Below are 20,787 nucleotides of genomic sequence, written 5' to 3'. Positions count from 1 at the left end.
GATAAACAGATTGCCATAGAATCATGGCCTCGCCGCCGGAAAAGAAACCCGCTCAAAAGCCCGAAATCAGTTTCGGCAAAAGGGGCCCGTGAGTAGGTCAACCGAAACGGGTTTCGGCGCTACCCCCGCTCAGACGCTGGAAATGGCCTTCGGCAAGCTGGCACCGGGTTTGGCAAAAGAGAAGGGGAAATCACACCCCTTCATCCTAAATCCTTTGTCAACCATGCACAACATTGATCGGACGCTGCAAGAGCTGGAAACCGGCTACGAGTTTAGCTCCCAAGGCGAGTACGGCCAGGAAATGGAATTCGGCCAGGAGTACAGCAATGAGCAGGAGTACAGCCAGCAGGAGCTGGAGCTGGAAATGGCGTACCAGCTGCTCGAAGTCAGCAACGAGCAGGAGCTGAACCAGTTCCTGGGCAGCATGATGAGCCGGGTGGCTGGCGCCGTGCAGGGCGCCGCTTCGGCCGCGAAGGCCGCCGCTTCGCGCTTCGTGGCCTCGCCCAAGGGCCAGGCCGTGGGCCAGTACCTGATGGGCGTGGGGCAGAATACGCTGCCCCAGCTGGGCGCCCAGTACGGTGGGGCGGCCGGTGGGGCCCTGGGCAAGCAGGCCGGAACCGCGCTGGGGAGCCGCCTGGGGCCGCTTGCCGGCAGCGCCGGCGGCTACCTTGGCGACCAGGCCGGGCAGGCGGCGGGCACCGCTATCGGCGGCTGGGTCGGCAAAAAGACCGGCAACCTTCTGGCCAGCAACGCCAAACGCATTTTCGGTCTGGAGCTGGAAAGCCTCAGCCCCGAAAACCAGGAGCTGGAAATTGCCCGGGCCTACGTGCGGTTTGCTTCCGACGTAACCCGCCGCGCCAGCCAGCTGGCCCGCCGCAACCCGCGCCTGACCCCAGGCCAGCTGGGCCAGCAGGTGCTCGGTGTTTCGGTGCCCCAGCTGGCGCCGGGCCTGCTGCAAGGCGGCCCCGCCAACGACGGCGAAATCAACGGCTCAGCTCAGCCAGCCCGCGGCACCTGGGTCCGCCGCGGCCGCACCCTCGTCATCTACAACGTCTAGAGCGAAGAGTAGCAAGGTGGTGAGGCGGGCGGTGAGCTAGTGGAATCAACCTGTCATTGGTCCGGTTCGGGCCGCTCGCGCCGCCGGAATATCAAACTCACCCCATCCCAGCCCCTCACCACTCCATCGGCACCTTCTCACTTCTTCACCCCATCACCTTCTTACTAATTCTTTTTCGTCATGTACCAGAACGAATTTGCACAGGAGTTCGAGCAAGCCCTCAGCCAGGAGCAGGAGTACGGCAGCTCGCAGGAAGTCTTTGAGTTCAACCCCGAGTTTATGGGTGAGCTTAGCGGCGAGCAGTACGAGCTGAACGGCGAGCAGTACGAGCAGTACGAACTCGGCGAGGAACTCAACGAAACCCAGGAAATGGAGCTGGCCCACGAGCTGCTCGAAGTTACCAATGAGCAGGAGCTGAACATGTTCCTGGGTAAGCTGATTAAGGGCGCGGGCAGCGCCATTCGCAACTTTGCCAACTCACCTATCGGGCGCGGCATCGGCGGGGCCCTCAAAACGGTGGCCAAAACCGCCCTGCCCGTTGCCGGCACGGCCCTGGGCACGTTTGTGGGAGGCCCCATCGGGGGCATGATTGGCGGCAAGCTCGGCTCGGCCGCCAGCAACCTGTTTGAGTTGGAGCTGGAAGGCCTCAGCCCCGAAGACCAGGAGTTTGAAACGGCCCGCGCCTTTGTGCGCTTCGCCAACTCGGCGGCCCGCCGCGGGGCCGGGCTACAGCGGCAGCGCCCCGGCCTGCCACCCCAGGCGGCCGTACGCACGGCCCTGGGCCAGGCGGCCCGCCGCCACGCCCCCGGCTTGCTGCGCCGGAGCGGTCCGCCGGCCCGCGACGCGCGCGGCCGGTTTACGGCGGCTGGCCGTGGCCGTACGGCCGGCCGGCGCCCCACGCCTGGCGGCTCCCGCGGCAGTATGCGTCCCGGCCTGGGCGGCGCCCGAATCGGCGTCGGGCCCAACTTCAGCAGCTTCAGTTTCGGCAATAGCTTCGGGCCCGTAGCTGCCAACGGCTCCGGCGGCTACAGCCCCGGCCCGGACGACGGCTACGACGCCGACTCTGGGGCCGACTACAACGACGACGATTTCGGCCCGGATGATTCGGCGGCCGGCTACGGCCCGGCGCCGCAGCGGGCTACGCGCGGCACGTGGCAGCGCCGGGGCCGCACGCTCATCATCCAGCTCTAGCCATGCGCCGCGCCGCCGACACCCGGTTTTTGGCCAACGAGGCGCTGGCCTTGTTCAGCCGCTTGCAGACGGTGCGCTCGTTTGCGCTGGGCATGCCCATGGTGCTGGCCGCGGCCGTGTCGGCGCCGGCCCAGGCGGCCATCAACGCCCACCTGGCCCGCGTGGCTTTCGACCTGCGCCGCCGCTTGCAGGAGTTTGTGCGCTGGGTGCGCAGCCCCGACAGCCAGGCCCTCACCGCCGACCAGGCCCAGGCCCGCTTCGTGCTGCTGAAGCTGCGCTTCAACAACCTGCTCGACCAGGTCGACATCTTCGCCGACGTGTTCAGCCAGCGCGGGGAGCACGTGACGGGGGTGTTCATGGCCGGCCTCGATGCCCTGGCCGAAGACGCCCTGGCCCTGCCCGGCCACCTCTACGACCCGCCGCCGCTCATCTGCTTTGTGGAGCGCGGGCACGGGGCCGCCATCCGTAGGGCGCGCACCCGCCTGCCCGGCGGCGACGACAACCCCGTGGGCGTGATTCAGATTCCGCGCGAGCGGCTGGTGGGCAGCGGCATTGCCTCCTCGCTGATTCACGAAGTCGGCCACCAGGGCTCCGAGCTGCTGGGCCTGACCACCACCATCCGGGCCGAGCTCGACCAGCGCGCGGCGCAGAGCGGGCCCGCCGAGCAAGTGGGCTGGCAGCTGCTCAGCCGCTGGCTCAACGAAATCCTGTCTGACTTCTGGGCGCTGGCGCACCTGGGCATTTCGGCTACTTACGGGCTGCTGAGCGTGGTGAGCCTGCCGAGCTACTTCGTGTTCCGCATCGGCACCGACGGGCCCCACCCGTTTCCGTGGATGCGGGTGCGCATCAGCCTCGCCCTGGGCCAGGCCTTGTTTCCGCACCCGCAGTGGGCGGCGCTGGCCCAGCAGTGGCAGGCCCTGTACCCCACCCACGGCCTGGCCGCCGATAAGCAGCAGCTGATTGGGCTACTGCTGAATCTGCTGCCGGCCTTTGCCGGGCTGGTGTGCAACCACCGCTCCCCGGCCCTGCGCGGGCGGCGCCTGGCCGAGCTGTTTCCGGTGGCCGAGCGGCAGCCGGCCCAGTTGCAAAGCCTGTTTCAGCAGTGGCAGGCCCAGCCGGCCCTGCGTGCCCAGGCCGCTCCTTCGCTGGCGTTTGCCGTGGTGGGCCAGGCCAAGGCCGACGGCCACCTCACGGCCGCCGAGGAGTACGGCCAGCTCACGCACCTGCTCACGCGCTGGGCCCTGGGCCGGGCCCGCACCTACGGCGGGCCGGCGCCGGTTTCCGCGCTGGCCCGGCCGCTGCTCTCGGCCAACGGCACTTCTTTCCAACCCTTAACCACCACTACTCATGAACCGCGAACTAATCATTGACGCCACGCAGGTGTCGTTGGGCGACAGCTCCGTATTGACTCTGGAATTGATTGTTGAAGGCAGCGAGGAAAAGCTGGCCGCTGAAATTGGCAAGCACAAGGCCATCCGCCTGGTGTTTGACAGCCTGCGCCCCGACGCCCCGAGCCTGGAGTACGTGTGGGGCTACGGCACCGCGGAGAACGGCCGCCGGCTGATACCGCCCCAGGAAGAGCCGGCTGAGAACAGCGCCATGTTTGCCGACATCACGTACCCGAAAGACGAGGTGGTGCTGGCCGATAAGCAAAGCCTAACGCTGACGTGGACGGTACATGCCTGGGAAGAGCTGGGGTCGTACCTGGTGCGGGGCTTTTTCGTGGCCAAGGACTCGGACCGCCGCGACGAGGAGCCCATACCCACTAACGAGCAGTTTCTGGACTTCGGGCCGGTGAAGGTGCGCGTGCTGGAAGAGGCCACCACTCCGCCGGTGAAGGTGACCATGCAGGAAGCCCGCCGCGAAAGCAGCCCCGACCAGGCCCTGTGGGTGCTCATCCGCAACCGCACGGTCAACTTCAGCCGCTACCGCACCTTTATCGACAAGGTGATGTGCGCGCAGGACGCCGACTCGGTGAAGATGCGCCAGGATGCGCGCAATCAGTACCTGCCGTTTTCGCGGGTGGCATCGTACACGTTGCTCAAATATGCCACCGAGGCGTTTCTGATGCAGGAAACCGGCTTGGCCATCGACCGTAACAGCACCTTCGAGCAGGACCTAGACGGCGTGGCGGGCAACCTCAACAAAAACCGCCCGCGCGAGCTGCCCGGCCGCCGCGCGTCAAACGCGGGCCGCCTGGCCGGGGCCCGCATCGACGTAGGCGCCCTGCGCAACGACTACCTCGACCAGCTGAGCACCGAGGACGGCAACGCGCAGGTGCTGCCTTACTTCAAGCTGATTCGGGAAAAGCTGTCGGAAGTGCCGTTGAAAAGCAGCAGCGAGCTGAACGGCAACGGGTGCTACGGCATCCTGAAGTCGCGGCTGCAAGCGCCGCCGCTGATGGAGCTGATCTGGTCGTACTGGCACGAGGAAGGCGGCCTGGTGCAAACCATGAACGCCATCAGCCTGCGCTTCCAGAACGTGCGCCGTCCCGGCCCCGGCCCCGACCCGCTGGCCAACCTCAACCTGGACCCGCTGCGGCCCTTGAGCAACCTGATCTGGGGCTTTATCGAGGACGAGCGGTTCCGGCAAACCATCAACCGCCGCAACCAGGAGTACAAGTACGAGTACGGCTACTCGCTGAAGGGCCGCGCCGTGCAGGACATTCCGGCCGCCGAGCACCGCTCCAACTTCCAGCGCGGCTTCCATAGCTTGCTGCGCACTACGATGGAGTTCTACCAGCAGGCCAACTTCACCACGGTGATTCCGGATGGCTTTCCCATCCTCAACCACCTGCGGGAGGTGCACCTGACTTTGGCCGAAGGCGCCCACAACCAGTACGGCGACCTGCCCTGGGCCGCCCGCGCCGAGATGCTGACCCAGCAGTGGCTGCTGGCCCGCCCCGAAATGCGCGAGTTCCTGGGCGGCCGCATCATGGTGCCCTACGCCGAGCCGTGGATGGACCGCGTCGACAACATGAAGACGCTGCAAGGCTGGAACTCCACCAATATCTCGCACTTCCGCGACCTGGGCGTGTTTGGCGAGCAGCTGCTGCTGAGCATCCGCTACGGCTCCTGGAACGACCCCAACGTGGGGGCCGTGAATGCGGCCAACTGGGCCCACTACTGGCGCGAGGAAATCCAGCGCTACATCCACGCCTACCAGGCCGTAACCGGCGTCGACATTGCCTCCGACATCGTGGACGCCCGCGTGAACATTCCCAGCAACGAGGACCGCTACCTGCAACCCGCCGAGCTGATTGACCGGCAGGTGGCCTTGCAGCAAACCCAGAACCGCCGCAGCCAAAACCGGCTGGCGGGTGGCCCGCTGGCCAACGGCCTGGGCCAAGCCCGGCCCGCGGCCGTGCCCGTGCCGCGCTACAACGGCAACGGCTACGAGGAATAGCGCTAAACCAACCGGCCTGGCGGCTGCAAAAGCTGGTAGGCCGGTCTGCTGCGCGCGCCTACGGGGTAGCCCAGCACCGGTGAACGGTGCCCAGAAGATGTACCTGTACCGCGAAGTTCCACTTCGCGACTCGCGTGTGCGCCGTCGGGTAGGCACCACTCAGTGCCGGCCAGCGTCCTCGTTCTGACGCCTCGCGAAGTGAAACTTCGCGGTACACATCTTCCGGGCCGTTCACTCGGGGGGGAAGGCCAGGCCCCGAAACCACCGCTGCATGCACCGCCGCTCTGCTCTTAGCCTGCTCACCGCCGTTTATGCTCGACTTCACCTCTGCCCACTACCTCGGCTCGCCGCGCTTCGCTGTGCCGGCCGGTTTGCCGCTGAGCACCGGCCGCCCGGCGGCGTTGCAGGAGCCGGGCTGGCACCGGCAGGTGGCCGCGGCGGTGGCCCGGCGCCAAGGCCTGGAAACCGGCCTGCTGGCTCCCTCCACGCTGCATTTGTTTTGGGACGTGCTGGCGCTGGCCCCGACCACGGCGGCAGTGTTCATTGACCAGGCCATGTACCCGGTGGGACAGTGGGGTGCGGCCCGCGCCGCCTTGCGCGGCCTGCCCGTGGTACCTTTCTCGGCCGACAACAACGACCTGGCTGCCCTGGGCCGCCTCCTGCACACCTACCGCCAGCAAGGCCGCACGCCCTGGCTGCTCACCGACGGCTGGCGCCCCGGCGCCGACGGCCCCGCGCCGCTGGCCCGCTACCAGGACCTGCTGCGCCCCGACCCGCGCAGCGTGCTGCTCATCGACGACACGCAGGCATTTGGGGTGGTGGGGGAGAAGCCCACGGTCCGGCAGCCGCTGGGCCGGGACGGGGGCGGCAGTCTGGCCTATCTGGGCGTGCGTGGCCCCCACCTGCTCTGCATCACCTCCCTGGCTAAAGGACTGGGCGTGCCCGTGGCGGTGCTCACCGGCAGCCGGGCCTGGGTGGCCCGCCTGGCGCGCCGCGGCGCCACGCGCGTGCACAGCAGCCCGGTTTCCAACTGGCACGCCTGGGCCGCTGGCCAAGCTCTTCAGCGCGACGCGTCCGGGGCGGGCGACGCGGCCCGGCAGCAACTGGCCCTGCGCATCGGTGAGTTTCGGCGGGTCCTGCACGGGGCGGGCTGGGCGGCTGGTGGGGGCTGGTTTCCGGTGCAGAAGCTGGCGTTGCCCACGGCCGCGGCGGCGCTGGGGCTGCACTGCTACCTGGAGCAGCAAGGCATCCGGGGCCTGCTGCTGGCCAACGCCCAGCGCCCGGCCGTGCCTCAGGTGGCCTTCTGCCTGCGCGCCGACCACTCGGCCGCCGATGTGGCCCGCCTTACCGGCGCGCTGCTGGCCTGGGCCGCAGGTGCCGCCGCTTGGTCTTTCACTCCCAACGCCCAGGTTCCCCACGAAGCTGACCCGGCCGCTTCCCGCTACTAGGGCCCGGCGCGCGGCCCCGGCGCCGTTGGCGGCGCCTGCTTTGTGGGCAGCGGCCGCGCCGCTTTTCGGTTAGGCCGCCCGGCCGGTACCGTATTCAGAAACCTGTTCTGCCTTACCCATGCAACCTGCTGACTTTCCTTCTGGCCCTGCGTGGCCGCGCCGGGCGCTGGCCCAATTGCGGCAGCTCGTGGCCTTCCCCAGCATCAGCACCGACCCGCAGTATGCCGGGGCCGTGCGGGCCTGCGCGGCGTGGCTGGCCGGGCACCTGCGCCGCATCGGCCTCGACGGGGTGCAGGTGTTCGAGACGCCGCGCCACCCCATCGTGTACGCCGAAAAGCTGGTGGGGCCGCGGAAGCCCACGCTGCTCATCTACGGCCACTACGACGTGCAGCCCGTGGAGCCCACGGCGGCCTGGACGGTGCCGCCCTTCGGGGCCGTGGTGCACGCCGACAAGCTCTACGGCCGCGGCGCCTCCGACGACAAAGGCCAGCTGTTTACCCACGTGAAGGCCCTGGAGCTGCTGCTGGCCAGCGGCCAGCCGCTGCCGCTGAACGTGAAGCTGCTGCTGGAAGGCGAAGAGGAAATCGGCAGCCCCAACCTCGGCGCCTTTGTGCAGGCGCACCGCCGCCGGCTGCGGGCCGACTGGGCCGTGCTGTCGGATACCAACATGATTTCCAGCGCGCAACCTTCGCTCACCTACGGCCTGCGTGGCGCCCTGGCCGCCGAGCTAACCGTGCAGGGGCCGCGGGCCGAGCTGCACTCCGGCGTGTTCGGCGGGGCCGTGCTCAACCCCTTGCAGGCACTCAGCGAGCTGCTGGCTGCCCTGCACGATGCCGACGGCCGGGTGGCTATTCCGGGGTTTTACGCCGCCGTGCAGCCAGCTACCGCCGCCGAGCGAGCCTACCTGCGCCGCCACGGCCCGCCCGATGCCCAGCTGCTGCGCGAAGCCCAGGTAGGGCAGGGCTGGGGCGAGCCGGGCTACAGCCTCTACGAGCGTACCACGCTGCGCCCCTCGCTCAGCATCACCGGCCTGAGCGGCGGCTACCAAGGCGAGGGCGTGAAGTCGGTGGTGCCGCCGCAGGCCCGCGCCAAGCTCAGCTTCCGGCTGGCGCCCGGCCAGGACCCGCACATCGTGGAACAGCAGCTGCGGAATTATCTGCGGCAGCTTACACCGCCCCAGGTGCAAGCCACGCTTCAGGCTCAGCTGCACGCGCCGCCCTATACCGTGGCGCCCGACCACCCGGCCATGCAAGCCGCGGCCCAAGCCTACACCGAAGGCTTCGGGCGGGCGCCGGTGCTCCAGCGCTCCGGCGGCACCATTCCGGTGGTCAGCCTTTTTGAGGAGCATCTGGGTATCCCTACGGTGCTCATGGGCTTCGGCCTGCCCGACGACGGCAAGCACGGCCCCGACGAATTTCTGCACCTGCCCAACTTCTGGCGGGGCATCCGCACCAGTTTGGCCTTTCTGCGCCGGCTCGGGGCGTTTCAACCTTCACCTTCTCACGCGTCTTCCCATGAACCCGTACTCCACTCCTGATGCGGCCGGCTCGGCGGCCGTTGCCATTGTGTACCCACACCAGGGTCCGCCTCTGCGCGTGCCTTTGCGCCGGGCAAGCCAGGGCGGGCCGCCCGAGCAGCAGTTAATGCGCTGGTTTCAGCAGCGGGCCGCGGCCGAGCCAGGATTCCCGCGGCAAGTGAAGAGCATCCTGCTGATAACCAACGAGCCGCTCTGCCCAACTTGCCAGCAAGCGGTGCGACGCTTTTTGCAGCCCTTCGGCTTAGAGGCACGCTTGCGGCTACAGGCCCGGCAAGCGGCCCCGGCCACGTGTGGCTGCCGGCACAGCGGTGCTGCCAGCCCCACGCCAACGGTGCTCGACGAGTTGCTGAGTGCCGAGGTGGCCGCTGAGTTTGAGGCAGAGATACTGACAGAGGAGCAGAAAAAAGCCTTGCAGCGCATTGTAGTAGCAGAAGCTGAGCAGTTACGGCAGAATTTATACGGTACTAAATCCAAGCCTGGTCGGTCGGGCGACCCGGTGAAAGCTCAAGTAAACCGCAACGTGGGGGCTGGCTTAGTGCGCTTGGCGAATGATATCAATAGCCGCCCCGATTTGCTCGCCCAGGCCGCACGACACAGTATCAGTGCGCAAAGCGTAGCTGAGGCGTTAAAAGCTCATGGCAAGAGATTGATTGGCAAAGCCAAGCAATCAAGGCACAAGGAGATAGAGGTCTTTTAAGCAGACCAGGTGCCTACTAGAGGCAGCCACACGTGTAAACCAGCAGCTTAGTAGCATCCGGTAAAATAATCCAGCCATGCTCATCATCGACTGCCACTGCCACGCCGGCCGGGGCGACGGCCTCACCGGCCCCTGGGACACCGACGCGCCCCTCACCGACTACCTTCAATGGGCCGACGAAGCCGGCATCCAGCGCACGGTGCTCTTCGCCGCCTTTCACTCCGACTACGCCGCGGCCAACCGCCACGTGGCCCGGCTGGTGCAGCAGCAGCCCGAGCGGTTCTACGGCTTCGCCTTCGTGCACGCCCAGCGCGACCGGGGCCGGGTGCTGGAGCTGGTGGGCACGGCCGTGCAGCAGTACGGCTTCGTGGGCATCAAGTGCCACCGCTACGACGCGCGCCTGAGCCGCGAAATCTGCGACGTGGCCCGCGCCTTCCGCCTGCCGGTGCTGTATGATGTGGTGGGCGAAATCTCAGCCGTGGAGCTGCTCGGCGAACAGTACCCTGACGTCAATTTCATTATCCCGCACCTGGGCTCGTTTTCCGACGACTGGCGAGCCCAAACCGGCCTCATCGACCAGCTCGTGCGCTTCCCCAACATCTACACCGACACCTCCGGTGTGCGCCGCTTTGACATCCTGCGCCGCGCCCTCGACCGTGCCGGCCCCAGCAAGTTCCTCTTCGGCTCCGATGGCCCCTGGCTGCACCCCGGCGTGGAGCTGAGCAAAATTGCCGCCCTGCACCTGCCTCCCGCTGACGCCCGCCAAGTGCTGTCGGGCAACCTGCTGCGCCTGATCGGCCAAGTACGCCAGCAGCTCGCGCACAAGCCGCGCGTAAGCGTAGCCGCCGAATTGGCCACCGAGTGGCGCGACCCGTGGCTGATTGGGAAATGAGTAAATGAGTGAATGAGTGGATGAGTAAATGAGTGAATGAAGGAAGGGAGAAGACCGTCCTGCTGAGCTTGTCGAAGCATCTCTACCGCTTCGTTCACACGGTTGGAGTTACCCTCGGTAGAGATGCTTCGACTGCGGCTGCGCCTTCGCTCAGCAGGACGGTCTTCTCCCTTCCTTCATTCACTCATTCACTCATCCACTCATTCACTCATTCACTACTTCCCGCCGGTGCATTTGCAGGATTCTTTCGCTGCATCCGAGGCGGTGGGCGGCCAGCTTGAGGTTGCCGTTTTCGTGGTGGATGGCTACTTTCTTGGCAATTTCCGTCACCTGGTCTTTGATTTCCTTGAGGCCCAGGCCCTGGTAAAGCAGGTGCGTGACGCCGGCCTCCAGCTCGCCGCCCAGGGCGGCCGGGACCAGGCCCAGGGTGGCGGGCCAGTCGGAGCGCGGAATGTCGCCGAGGGTGATGGGACCCTCGCCCTGGTGCTTGCTGGCAATGCGGTTGACAAGCTGCTGTAGCTCCCGCACGTTGCCGGGGTAGTCGCGCAGAAGCAGGAAGTCGTACACCTGCCTATCGACGGGCTGGCGGATGCCGTGCTGGTGGCGGAAGAAGTGCTCGGCCAGGGGCACGATGTCCTCTTTCCGCTCCCGCAGCGGCGGCAGCTGGCAGGTCCACCCCGACACGCGGTAAAACAAATCCTGCCGGAAAGTGCCGCGGCTGACTTCCTGGGCCAGGTCGCGGTTGGTGGCGCTGACCAGCCGAAAGTGAGCCCGGCGCCAGGTGTTGCTGCCCACTCGCTTGTAGGTGCCTTCCTGCAGGGCCCGCAGCAGCTCGGCCTGCAAGGGCAGGGGCAGCTCGCCCAGCTCGTCCAGAAACAGCGTGCCCTCGTGAGCCAGGGCCAGGGCGCCGTCGCGGGTGCTGATAGCGTTGGTGAAGGCGCCCTTCTCGTGCCCGAACAGCTCGGAGCCCGACAGGCCCGGAATCAGGTTGGTGCAGTCTACCACCACGCAGTCGCGCTTGTCGGGCCGGGGGTCGAGGCGGTGAATTTCCTGAGCCACCAGCTCCTTGCCCGTGCCACTTTCGCCCATAATCAGCACCTGGCAGCTCGACAAGGCCATGTCGACGAGCTGGCGCAGGGTGTCGAGCCACCGCTGGCTTTTGCCCACCAGCCGCTGCTGCAAGTCGGCCACGTGCTGCTCCACCACCTGCCAGTAGTGCAGGCGGGCCGCCACAATCTGCACCGGCTTCTCTACTTCAAACCACGCAAACACCTCGGCTACCCCGGCCCGGAGCAGGGCCCAGGTGCTGGCCGAGGGCAGCAGCCCTACCGACACGGCAATGACGCGGGTTTCGGCGTAGGTAGCGCCCAGTTGCAGGGTTTCCTCTACCTCGGCCAGGGGCGTGAGCGGGTCTACGAACACAAGGCCCGGCCCCACGGGTGGGTCGTTGGGGTGCAGGGCGTGCAGGCTCAGGCCGGCCTCGTCCAACTCGTGCAGGATGTCGGCCAGCAGGGCGTGCTGGCGCGTAAAGGGTTTAAACCACATCTGGAAAGGGGATAGTACGGAGCGTAGTAGTCGGGAGCGGCAAAGCAGCAGGCCCGCCGCGTTGATTTTCAGACACGAACGTGAGCCTCGCGCCCCGGCGCCGCCGGAATGAGCCGGAGCTAAGGCGCCAAGCAACGGGTGGGCGCGGGACGCCGCCGCGCCGCCGGCTTCTGCCCTGAGCAGGATAGAAGCAGGGGCGCGTTCAGGCAAGTGAAGGTACAGAATCCGCCCGCCGATAGAATCGCATAAACGTGTGGTTTTCAGTATTTCCAGAAGCAGTATGAGCCGAGCCTCGACCCAGATCAGCCAGAAGCTCATGCGCAAACGAACGGCATCCTGCGGTGGCAGATAGCCGCTCCTTCGGGCGGGCGGCTGGCAGCCGCCTGCCCGGTTGGCTCCGTGCTGACTCCCACCTGATGACGCCCTGATGACGATGTTCCGGCGACAACCGAGCGGGCAGCCGCCTGCCTGGAAACGTCCACTGACCCGAGAACCGCTCTGGAACCCGGCGAAAGCAGTACCGGCAGGCTCGTGCCAGTGCCACAGCAGCTCCAGAAGTCTCCGTAGTCGGCCGTGGCTAGCCCTTAGAAGCGGTTAGCCTTTCTGAATGAAGCTCGACAGTAATCTATTGATAATGTGCTAATTAAAACTGGATAAGAGTAATTCATCTTGGACGGCTCTTCGTATCTTAGAAAACCGTTGCCTGAAGGTCTCAGGCAGCAAACCCGCCCTTTCTCATCTTTCAAACTTTTACTTGCTATGCAAACATTCTACACATCGAAGGCGCCGCGCCGAAGCGGAGGCCTTCGGTACACGAGTCTGGGCCGCCTGCTTGGCGCGCTCAGCTTGCCCTTGCTGCTGGCTGGGCCGGCCCACTCCCAAACCAACCCGCCGGCGGCTTCCGTGAGCGTGAAAGTGCAGGTGCCAGCCAGCATGCGCTCCGCCCCCTTCGACGTGGACCGCTACTTCAACGTGCCGCCCGACTTCTCGCTGTCGGTGTACGCCCGCGTCAGCAAGGCCCGCTTCATGGCCGTGGCTCCCAACGGCGACCTGCTGGTGTCGCAGCCCAGCACCGGCAAGGTAATCCTGGTGCGGCCCAATGGCAGCAGCGACCCGCTGGTGTCGGACTTCGTGACGGGCTTGCGCAATCCGCACGACATCGTGTTCCACACCATCGGCTCCACCACTTACGTCTACATCGCCGAAAGCCACCAGATCAACCGTTACACCTACACCAACGGCAACCTGACCGGCCAGAACCGGCAAATCGTGATTACGGGCCTGCCCGACGCCAGCACGCCGGAACTCCAGGGCAACTACGGCCACCAGCTCAAGAACATTGCCCTCGACAGCAACAATAAGCTGTACGTGTCCATTGCTTCCACCTGCAACGCCTGCCTGAGCGACACGCAGAGCGACCCGATCCGCGGGTCCGTGTACCAGTACAACGCCGACGGCACCGGCCGACGCCTGTTTGCCCAAGGCCTGCGCAATGCCGAAGGCTTGGCCTTCGTGCCCGGCACTAATAACCTGTGGGTGGTGGTAAACAACCGGGACAACATTGCCTATCCGTTCAACAACGACTACGACGGCGACGGCACCAACGACTACGGCAAGGTGCTGACCAGCTACGTCGACAACCACCCGCCAGAAGAATTCACCTACGTGCAGGACGGCGGCAACTACGGCTGGCCTTTCTGCAACCCCAACCCCGACAACACCCTCAACGATATGCCCTTCGACCGGGACTACGAGTTCAACCGGGACGGGGCCGTGGACTGCAACGGCATGACGCGCATCAGCCGGGGCATTCAGGCTCACTCGGCGCCGCTAGGCTTGTCGTTTATGCAGGGCACCAACTTCGCCGCTCCCTACCGCGCCAGCGCCGTAACGGCCCTGCACGGCTCCTGGAACCGCAGTGTTAAGACCGGGTATAAAGTGGTGTACTTCCCGTGGGACGCCAGCACCCAGCGGCCCACCAGCCAGCAGGACCTGGTAACGGGCTTCCTGGTGAACGGCAACGTGGTAGGCCGGCCCGTGGATGCCGTGGTAGACCGGCAGGGCGACATGCTGATTTCCGACGACCACAGCGGCACGATTTATAAGCTGTCGTACCGGCGGGCCCCCGAAAACCCCGCCAACACCTCGGCCGGCCTGAATTACGAGTATTACGAAGGCGCCTGGAGCGCACTGCCGAATTTTAACAGCCTCACGGCCATAAAAACCGGGTCGGTTAGCACGCCGTCGTTGGCGCCGCGCAACCGCAACGATGATTTCGGTTTCCGGTACACGGGCTACATCCAGGTGCCCACCGACGGGCTGTACACCTTCTACACGTCTTCCGACGACGGCAGCCAGCTATTCATCGGCAACCAACTGGTAGTCAACAACGACGGCCTGCACGGAACTCAGGAACGGTCGGGTACCGTCAGCCTACGTGCTGGTCTGCACGCCGTTAGCATCACCTTCTTCGAGCGGGGCGGCGGCGAAGTGCTGGACGTGAGCTACGCCGGCCCCGGCATCAGCAAGCAGGTGGTGCCCGCCTCGGCCTGGTTCCGCACCTCGCTGCTGCGCACTCCCGATAACCCCGCCAATACAGTGGCGGGCCTGAGCTACCAGTACTACGAAGGCACCTGGGACGCACTGCCGAATTTTTCGTCTCTTACCGCCGTGAAAACCGGCACGATCAGCACCTTCAGCTTGGCGCCGCGCAACCGTGACGACAGTTTCGGCTTCCGCTACTCGGGCTTCATCAGCGTGCCGACGGATGGCGAGTATACCTTCTATACGAACTCCGACGACGGGTCGCAGCTGTTTATCGGTAATCAGCTGGTAGTCAACAACGACGGCCTGCACGCGGCCCAGGAGCAAAGCGGCAAAATCGGGTTGAAAGCCGGGGTACACGCCGTTTCGGCCACCTTCTTTGAGAAGTACGGCCAGCAGGTGCTGGACGTAAGCTACGCCGGGCCGGGCATCAGCAAGCAGGTAGTGCCGGCTACGGCTCTTTCACGGTCCGGCACCGCGGCGGCCACCACTGCTCCTAGCGCCAGTAAGCGAGTAGCTGCCCAGCCGCTAGAGGTGTTCCCGAACCCGGCTAATGGCCGCGTAACCTTGAACTTTGAAGCGGAGGGTGGCCAGGAAGTGGCCGTGGAAGTGCTGGATGTGCTTTCCCGCGTAGTGCTGCGCACCAACAAGTCGGCCACTACGTCGGGCCGCAACCAGCTCGAAATTGACACGCGCCAACTCGTGCCGGGTACCTACAATGTACGGCTTACGCAAGCCGGCCAAACCGCACACGGCCGACTGGTTATTGCCCGCTAGGCTGCGGCTTTTGCTCGTAAAGACAAACAGGAGGCTCACATGAGCCTCCTGTTTTTTTGTGGTAAGAAGTGTAGCGGCGCGAACCGAAGGAAGGTGTAGCCAAGGGGCACGTCTCAGCGTTAAGCGACTAGCACTGATTGTTCTGTCGGTGCAGTTGAGAGGATGCAAGGGGTTGCGTCGCTACAGTGAGCTGAATCAGTTGCCTGATTACTTAAACCACTTCTACATGAGCTTTGTGGGGCTGTAGCACCTCCAGGGCGGCCCGCAGCCGCGGCAGGGCCGCTTCGATGGCTTCCAGCGAAGCCCCACCCACCGACATCCGGAACCAGGGCGCCGCGCCATCGGTGCCGAAGGCGCTGAAGGGGACCAGGGCCAGCCGCGCCTCGCTGATGAGGTAGGAGGTCAGCTCCTTGGTGGTATTGAGCACCTGGCCGGTCGGGGTGGTGCGCCCCAGCACGTCGAGCTGGGCAGTGAGGTAGATGGCGCCCATGGGCACCATAGAATCCACGGGCAGGCCGTCGGCTTTCAGGACTTGCAGGCCGCGGTGCAGCGTGTCAAGGCTGCGCTGAATCCGGGCTTTGAAGCCGACCAAGTAGGCATCGACGGCGGCGGTTTGGGGCAGGTACTGCGCCGTGGCTACCTGCTCGGCTTTGGGTGCCCAGGCCCCCACGTGGCCCAGGATGGCTTTCATCCTGTCGATAACCCCGCTGGGACCGAAGGCGTAACCCACGCGCACCCCGGTGGCGGCCAGGCACTTCGAGATACCGTCGATGTAGATGGTGTAGTCGCGCAGCTCGGGCCGCAGGTTCACCGGGTCATAGTGCTGGGTCTGGCCGAAGGTGAGCAGCCAGTAAATCTGGTCGTAGAGCAGGTAGAGCGGCTTCTCGTGGGGCTGGCGGCGGCGGTTTTCGGCCAGTACCAGGTCGCAGATGGCCTCTAGCCCTTCGCGGCTGAACACCGTGCCGGTGGGGTTGAGCGGGGAGCACAGGGCCAGCAGGGTAGCCCCGGCCAGGTGGGGCGCCAGCTCCTCGGCCGTGGGCATGAAGTTATTTTCGGGGCGGGTTTCCACCATGACAGCCTCCGCCGCAGACAGATGGCAGTAGTGGTTGTTGTTCCAGCTCGGCACCGGAAACACCACCCGGTCGCCGGGGTCTACCAGGGCCAGGTAGGCGGCGTAGATAAGCGGGCGGGAGCCGCCGGCCACCAGAAAATCATTGGGCGAGTACTGAAGGCCCTGGCGGGCCTGGGTGAAGCCGGCCGCCGCCTCGCGCAGGCCCGCCATGCCGTTGGCGGGCGGGTAGTTGGTGTGGCCGGCCGCGTAGGCGCGGGTAATTTCAGCTTGCAGCTCCTGCGGAATAGGGAAAATACTGGGGTCGAAGTCGCCGATGGTGAGGTTGCAGATCTGCTCCCCCTTGCGAATCATGTCGTTGACTTCATTGCCGATTTTGATGATTTCGGAGCCAATCAGGCTGCCCGCCATTCGCGAAACTTGCATGGGAGGTGAAGTGGTGAAGTGGTTAGTAGTGAGGTGGTGAGCCGGGGGAGGCCAGGCAAAGGTAACAGTCCTCCCCATCCGGTGCCTGCGCCGCAAACCATAGAAACTGGTAAGCTCGCCACCCACGGGGGCGCTCAAGAGGTGGCGGTGAGCGGGAAGCTCGGGCACCGTGCGTAACTTGGCCGGCCAAATTCTGTGCTCATGCCCACCGCCACCATTGCCATTCCCACCCTGGCTGCCCTGCCCCAGGCCGCCGAGCAGCTGCGCGCCCATCTTGGTTCCCACACCCTAGTGTGCTTCGAGGGAGAAATGGGGGCCGGCAAAACCACGTTTATCAAAGCCCTCTGCCAGCAGCTAGGCGTGGAGGATGAGGTCAGCAGCCCCACGTTCAGCCTCGTGAATGAGTACCGCGACGCCCACAACCAGCCCATCTACCACTTCGACTTCTACCGCCTCGACAACCCGCGCGAGGCCGAGGGCATCGGGGCCGTGGAGTACTTCGATTCTGGCTATCTTTGCCTGATTGAGTGGCCTAGCCGCATCGAGGCCCTGCTTCCCGAAAACCGGCTGCTCGTCACGCTCTCCGTCACCGGCCCCTCTTCACGGGAAGTAATAATTAGTAATTAAGAATGAATAATTTGACACCACTTGGTTGTTGTGCTCGAAAGAAACCCCATTTGGTGGTCTGCTCATTCCTAATTCTTACTTATTAAGTACTAATTAAAATCAGAATGCCCGAAGCAGTACCCCCCGGCTTTGAGTCGCTGGCCACGAGCCGCGCTTACTTCACCCAGGAATCCATGCTGGCCGTGGAAACCCGGAAGCGGAAGCTGTTTATCGGGTTGCCCCGCGAAAGCTCTCTGCAGGAAAACCGCATCTGCCTCACGCCCGAAGCCGTGAAGCACCTGGTAGAGGCCGGCCACGAAATTCTGCTGGAAAGTGGGGCCGGGGAGCCCAGCAAGTACTCCGACCACGACTATTCCGAAGCCGGCGCCACCGTGGCCTACTCGCCCAAGGAGGTGTACGAGGCTGACATCATCCTGAAAGTGGCCCCGCCCACCTACGACGAGCTGGAGTACCTGCGGGCAGGCCAGACTTTGATTTCGGCCCTGCAATTCGGCTCCCTCACCGGCGAGTACATCACGGCCCTGCTGCGCAAAAAGGTCAATGCCATTAGCTTCGAGCTGATCAAGGACCCCTCGGGGGCCCGGCCGGTGGTGCGGGCCATGAGCGAAATTGCCGGCTCCACGGTCATGCTCATTGCGGCCGAGTACCTGGCCCGCTCCAACGAAGGCAAGGGCATCATTCTGGGCGGTATCACGGGCGTGCCGCCGTCGCAGGTCGTGATTCTGGGTGCGGGCACCGTGGCCGAGTACGCCGCCCGCGCCGCCTCCGGGCTGGGGGCCGAGGTTAAGGTGTTCGACAACCACCTCTACAAGCTGCGCCGCCTCAAGCAGAACCTGGGCCAGCCCCAGCTCTACACCAGCACCCTCGACACCTTTGCCCTAAGCCAGCAAATCCGCCGCGCCGACGTCGTAATCGGGGCCCTCAACGCCGAGGAAGGCCGCATTCCGTTCATGGTGTCGGAAGACACGGTATCGACGATGGCGCCGGGTTCGGTGATTATCGACGTGAGCATTGACCAGGGCGGCTGCTTCGCCACCAGCGAAATGACCAGCCACAGCAAGCCGGTTTTCCGCAAGTACGACGTGATTCACTACTGCGTGCCCAATATTGCCAGCCGCGTGCCGCGCACTGCTACCAATGCCCTGAGCAACATCTTCACGCCCATCTTGCAGGAAATCAGCCAGCATGGCGGCATCAACGAGGTGCTGTTCACCAACGAGCATTTCCGCTCCGGCGTCTACGTCTACAAAGGCTCCCTGACCAACGCCAGCATTGCCCGCAAGTTCAACATGCGCTACAAGGAGCTGGCGTTGATGATTGCGGTGCGGAATTAGATTTACTTTCTGTTTTTCTAGTGATAAGTAATTTCTAGAAGCAAGTGGAATCACAGTATAGTTCGGTGCAGAATGGTGGAGCAACCAAGATTGAAACCCAAGTACTAATCAGTTCTTCCAAATTTATCCTGCTGTGTTTGCTAACGTGTGGCCTTTACGCCCTGTATTGGCAATACAAGGCGTGGCGCTTCCTCAAGCAGTGGCAGCAGTCGGATATTTGGCCGGCGGTGCGGGCTATTTTCAGCATATTCACGGTGTATGAATTGCTGAAGACACTGCAACGCTTTGCCAATCGGCAGTCGATACCCGCAGACTATAGAGCTGGCAATCTGGCCGCTGGCTACATCATTCTATCCTTGCTAAGCAGATTACCAGATCCATTCTGGTTGATTTCACTACTGGCCTTTGCGTGCCTGTTGCCAGCCTACAATGTTTTCACCACGGCGCTTTTGGTATCAGAAGAAGTGCAGGCAGTAGAACAACCCGGCTTCAATACCAGACAATGGTTGTTGATAGGTGTATTCGGGCTGTTTTGGTTGCTTGCTCTTTGGGGGCTGACGTTGCCAGAAACCGAGGTGGATATATCACACTGACTATATCACGCTGCCAGCAGTAACACCTTCCACGCCTCCAGCAGCCGGCCCTCTTCCAGCAGCTTCTTGCCCAGCAGCATCAGCTCTTGGCGTTGCTGCTGCGGCTCGTCGCGAAACTTATTGAGCGTGTAGCTCACGAGGGGCTCCTGGCGGAAGGCCTCCACTTCTTCGGCTGACGGAATGGACTGGGCTTCGATGTTGGCCAGGCGGCCCAGGTTGTTGCCGGTGAGCAGGTCGGAGGTACGCATGTGCTCGGGCAGCTGGTCGATGCCGATACCGAGGTGGCGGTTGGGCTTGGGCACCTCGAAGAGGCTGCTGCCCGAGGCGCGGGTGTACCAGTCGCCGCCGAGGCGGGCAATGGCGTCGAGCTTCTGCGGATCGATGCCGACGCCGGAGGGTAGGATGATGTCTTGGCGGAAATGGGCCAGCACCACCCGGCACAGCACCAGGTTGCCGGCGCCGTTGTTCTGGCCCAGCTCAATGACTTGCTCTACCACGCACTCGAAGGCGGCCGGGGCTTCCAGCACCCGCGGGGGGCGCACCTGCTGGCTGGGCACCTGGGTAAAGCCGGCCTTCACGAATTCATTTATGCCCCGCTCATACTCGGTACTGGCCAACGACATCTGCTCCACCATGGCGTAGTCGCAGATGTGAATGACGCACTCCGGCACCTCGCGCACGTTTTGCAGGGTGTGCTTCTGGGAATTGTCGCGCACCCGGTTGGCCGGCGAAAAGGCCAGAATGGGCGGGTTGGAGCCGAAGCAATTAAAGAAGCTATAAGGGCTGAGGTTGACGGAGCCATCGGCGGCCTGGGTGCTGACGAAGGCCACTGGGCGCGGGGCCACGGCGCCCACCATAAACGGGTGCCAATCGGCGGGCTTGAGGTCAGACGGGACAATGCTGCGGAAGGGAGTAGACATGCGGGCGAAGTTCGGGGTTGCAGCCGGATTATTTCTCGCGGAGGTTCGCGGAGGGTGGCACTGAGGTTCGCAGAGAACGACCTCTGCGCCACCCTCCGCGAACCTCCGCGAGAAATCCACATCTGCCTACTTGGCACTCGTCTCTGGCTCGAGCCAAGCTTCTCTGCACCTATCTCACCTGCCTACTTACTACAATGTTTGCTAACTAACTATATCTTCACTAAATAAGTATAGCAAACCGTACCCGTAACCCCGCTCCCGCTATGACCACGCCCGCCTGCCCCAAGTGTGATTTCAAGGAAGCTACCAAAAGCGGCATTGTGGGCGGCCGGCAGCGGTACAAGTGCAAGAACTGCGGCTACCACTTCTCCGTGGCCAAGGCGGGCAAGGAAATCAACTCCTACTACGTCATCAAGGCCTTGCAGCTGTACGTGGAGGGCGTGAGCTACCGGGAGATTGAGCGCCTGCTGGGCGTGAGCCACGTGTCGGTGATGAACTGGGTGAAAAAGTACGGCGTGAAGGCCCCGCGCCAGACCGAGTATCATCCTACCTATAAGATTCTGAACCAGAAAGAGCTGGCGGACTTCTTTCAGAAGCCCGAGAACCTGAAAGGCGCCGGGCTGGTGGTGACGGAGCTGGGCGACAAGTACATGATGATTCGCTGGGAGCGGTTTCGGCAGGGGTAGAGCTATAGAATTTAGCGGAAGTATAGCATAAAGGTGATT

General features: G+C 64.3%; 16 protein-coding genes. 13 read left to right on the top strand and 3 right to left on the bottom strand.

Annotation, left to right across the window (positions count from 1 at the left end):
• The first annotated feature begins 223 nt into the window (after positions 1 to 223).
• The 8 genes from OIS53_RS05465 to OIS53_RS05430 all read left to right on the top strand — a co-directional run bounded on the left by OIS53_RS05465 (position 224) and on the right by OIS53_RS05430 (position 10,227).
• Positions 224 to 1,057, top strand: a complete 834-nt coding sequence (locus OIS53_RS05465) for a hypothetical protein (RefSeq protein WP_264681388.1) — start codon at positions 224 to 226, stop codon at positions 1,055 to 1,057.
• 180 nt (positions 1,058 to 1,237) lie between these two features.
• Entirely contained in the window at positions 1,238 to 2,248 is a 1,011-nt protein-coding gene (locus OIS53_RS05460; protein WP_264681387.1) for a hypothetical protein, read from the top strand.
• A gap of 2 nt (positions 2,249 to 2,250) precedes the next feature.
• Complete coding sequence (locus OIS53_RS05455; RefSeq protein WP_264681386.1) at positions 2,251 to 3,618, top strand: hypothetical protein; 1,368 nt, start codon at positions 2,251 to 2,253, stop codon at positions 3,616 to 3,618.
• Positions 3,596 to 5,653: a hypothetical protein gene (locus OIS53_RS05450; RefSeq protein ID WP_264681385.1), complete on the top strand. Its 2,058-nt coding sequence runs from the start codon at positions 3,596 to 3,598 to the stop codon at positions 5,651 to 5,653. Before OIS53_RS05455 ends, OIS53_RS05450 begins: the two co-directional genes overlap by 23 nt.
• Before the next feature lie 311 nt (positions 5,654 to 5,964).
• The gene (locus OIS53_RS05445; RefSeq protein ID WP_264681384.1) at positions 5,965 to 7,101 is read left to right on the top strand and encodes an aminotransferase class I/II-fold pyridoxal phosphate-dependent enzyme; all 1,137 of its coding nucleotides are present in this window, start codon (positions 5,965 to 5,967) and stop codon (positions 7,099 to 7,101) included.
• Between the two features lie 118 nt (positions 7,102 to 7,219).
• The gene (locus OIS53_RS05440) at positions 7,220 to 8,638 is read left to right on the top strand and encodes a dipeptidase (RefSeq protein ID WP_264681383.1); all 1,419 of its coding nucleotides are present in this window, start codon (positions 7,220 to 7,222) and stop codon (positions 8,636 to 8,638) included.
• Positions 8,639 to 8,795: 157 nt separating this feature from the next.
• Positions 8,796 to 9,335, top strand: coding sequence for a hypothetical protein (locus tag OIS53_RS05435; protein WP_264681382.1), 540 nt, complete (start codon positions 8,796 to 8,798; stop codon positions 9,333 to 9,335).
• A gap of 76 nt (positions 9,336 to 9,411) precedes the next feature.
• Positions 9,412 to 10,227, top strand: a complete 816-nt coding sequence (locus OIS53_RS05430) for an amidohydrolase family protein (protein WP_264681381.1) — start codon at positions 9,412 to 9,414, stop codon at positions 10,225 to 10,227.
• A 204-nt stretch (positions 10,228 to 10,431) separates the two neighbouring features.
• On the opposite strand, the gene OIS53_RS05425 is transcribed toward OIS53_RS05430, so the two are convergent.
• Positions 10,432 to 11,772, bottom strand: a complete 1,341-nt coding sequence (locus OIS53_RS05425; RefSeq protein ID WP_264681380.1) for a sigma-54-dependent transcriptional regulator — start codon at positions 11,770 to 11,772, stop codon at positions 10,432 to 10,434.
• A 759-nt stretch (positions 11,773 to 12,531) separates the two neighbouring features.
• On the opposite strand from OIS53_RS05425, the gene OIS53_RS05420 reads away from it, so the two are divergent.
• Positions 12,532 to 15,093, top strand: coding sequence for a PA14 domain-containing protein (locus OIS53_RS05420; RefSeq protein ID WP_264681379.1), 2,562 nt, complete (start codon positions 12,532 to 12,534; stop codon positions 15,091 to 15,093).
• 211 nt (positions 15,094 to 15,304) lie between these two features.
• On the opposite strand, the gene OIS53_RS05415 is transcribed toward OIS53_RS05420, so the two are convergent.
• On the bottom strand, positions 15,305 to 16,588 hold the full coding sequence (locus OIS53_RS05415; protein ID WP_264681378.1) for a pyridoxal phosphate-dependent aminotransferase: 1,284 nt from the start codon (positions 16,586 to 16,588) through the stop codon (positions 15,305 to 15,307).
• Positions 16,589 to 16,789: 201 nt separating this feature from the next.
• Between OIS53_RS05415 and tsaE the strand changes: the two genes are divergently transcribed.
• From tsaE to OIS53_RS05400, 3 genes are all read left to right on the top strand, one after another.
• Positions 16,790 to 17,215 carry a tRNA (adenosine(37)-N6)-threonylcarbamoyltransferase complex ATPase subunit type 1 TsaE gene (gene tsaE, locus OIS53_RS05410; RefSeq protein ID WP_264681377.1) on the top strand — a complete coding sequence of 142 codons (426 nt, stop codon included), beginning with the start codon at positions 16,790 to 16,792 and terminating at the stop codon, positions 17,213 to 17,215.
• Positions 17,216 to 17,319: 104 nt separating this feature from the next.
• Entirely contained in the window at positions 17,320 to 18,549 is a 1,230-nt protein-coding gene (locus OIS53_RS05405) for an alanine dehydrogenase (RefSeq protein WP_264681376.1), read from the top strand.
• Positions 18,550 to 18,593: 44 nt separating this feature from the next.
• Positions 18,594 to 19,142: a hypothetical protein gene (locus OIS53_RS05400; RefSeq protein WP_264681375.1), complete on the top strand. Its 549-nt coding sequence runs from the start codon at positions 18,594 to 18,596 to the stop codon at positions 19,140 to 19,142.
• Between the two features lie 5 nt (positions 19,143 to 19,147).
• Here OIS53_RS05400 and OIS53_RS05395 read toward each other — a convergent pair whose 3' ends face one another.
• Positions 19,148 to 20,062 (bottom strand): flavin reductase family protein, encoded by a 915-nt coding sequence (locus tag OIS53_RS05395; protein WP_264681374.1) that lies wholly within the window; start codon positions 20,060 to 20,062, stop codon positions 19,148 to 19,150.
• A gap of 263 nt (positions 20,063 to 20,325) precedes the next feature.
• On the opposite strand from OIS53_RS05395, the gene OIS53_RS05390 reads away from it, so the two are divergent.
• The gene (locus OIS53_RS05390) at positions 20,326 to 20,748 is read left to right on the top strand and encodes an IS1/IS1595 family N-terminal zinc-binding domain-containing protein (RefSeq protein WP_264681373.1); all 423 of its coding nucleotides are present in this window, start codon (positions 20,326 to 20,328) and stop codon (positions 20,746 to 20,748) included.
• Positions 20,749 to 20,787 lie beyond the last annotated feature (39 nt).

It is taken from the genome of Hymenobacter sp. YIM 151500-1 (assembly GCF_025979885.1).
Classification (GTDB): domain Bacteria; phylum Bacteroidota; class Bacteroidia; order Cytophagales; family Hymenobacteraceae; genus Hymenobacter.
This window is presented reverse-complemented; position numbering and strand designations above follow the sequence as displayed.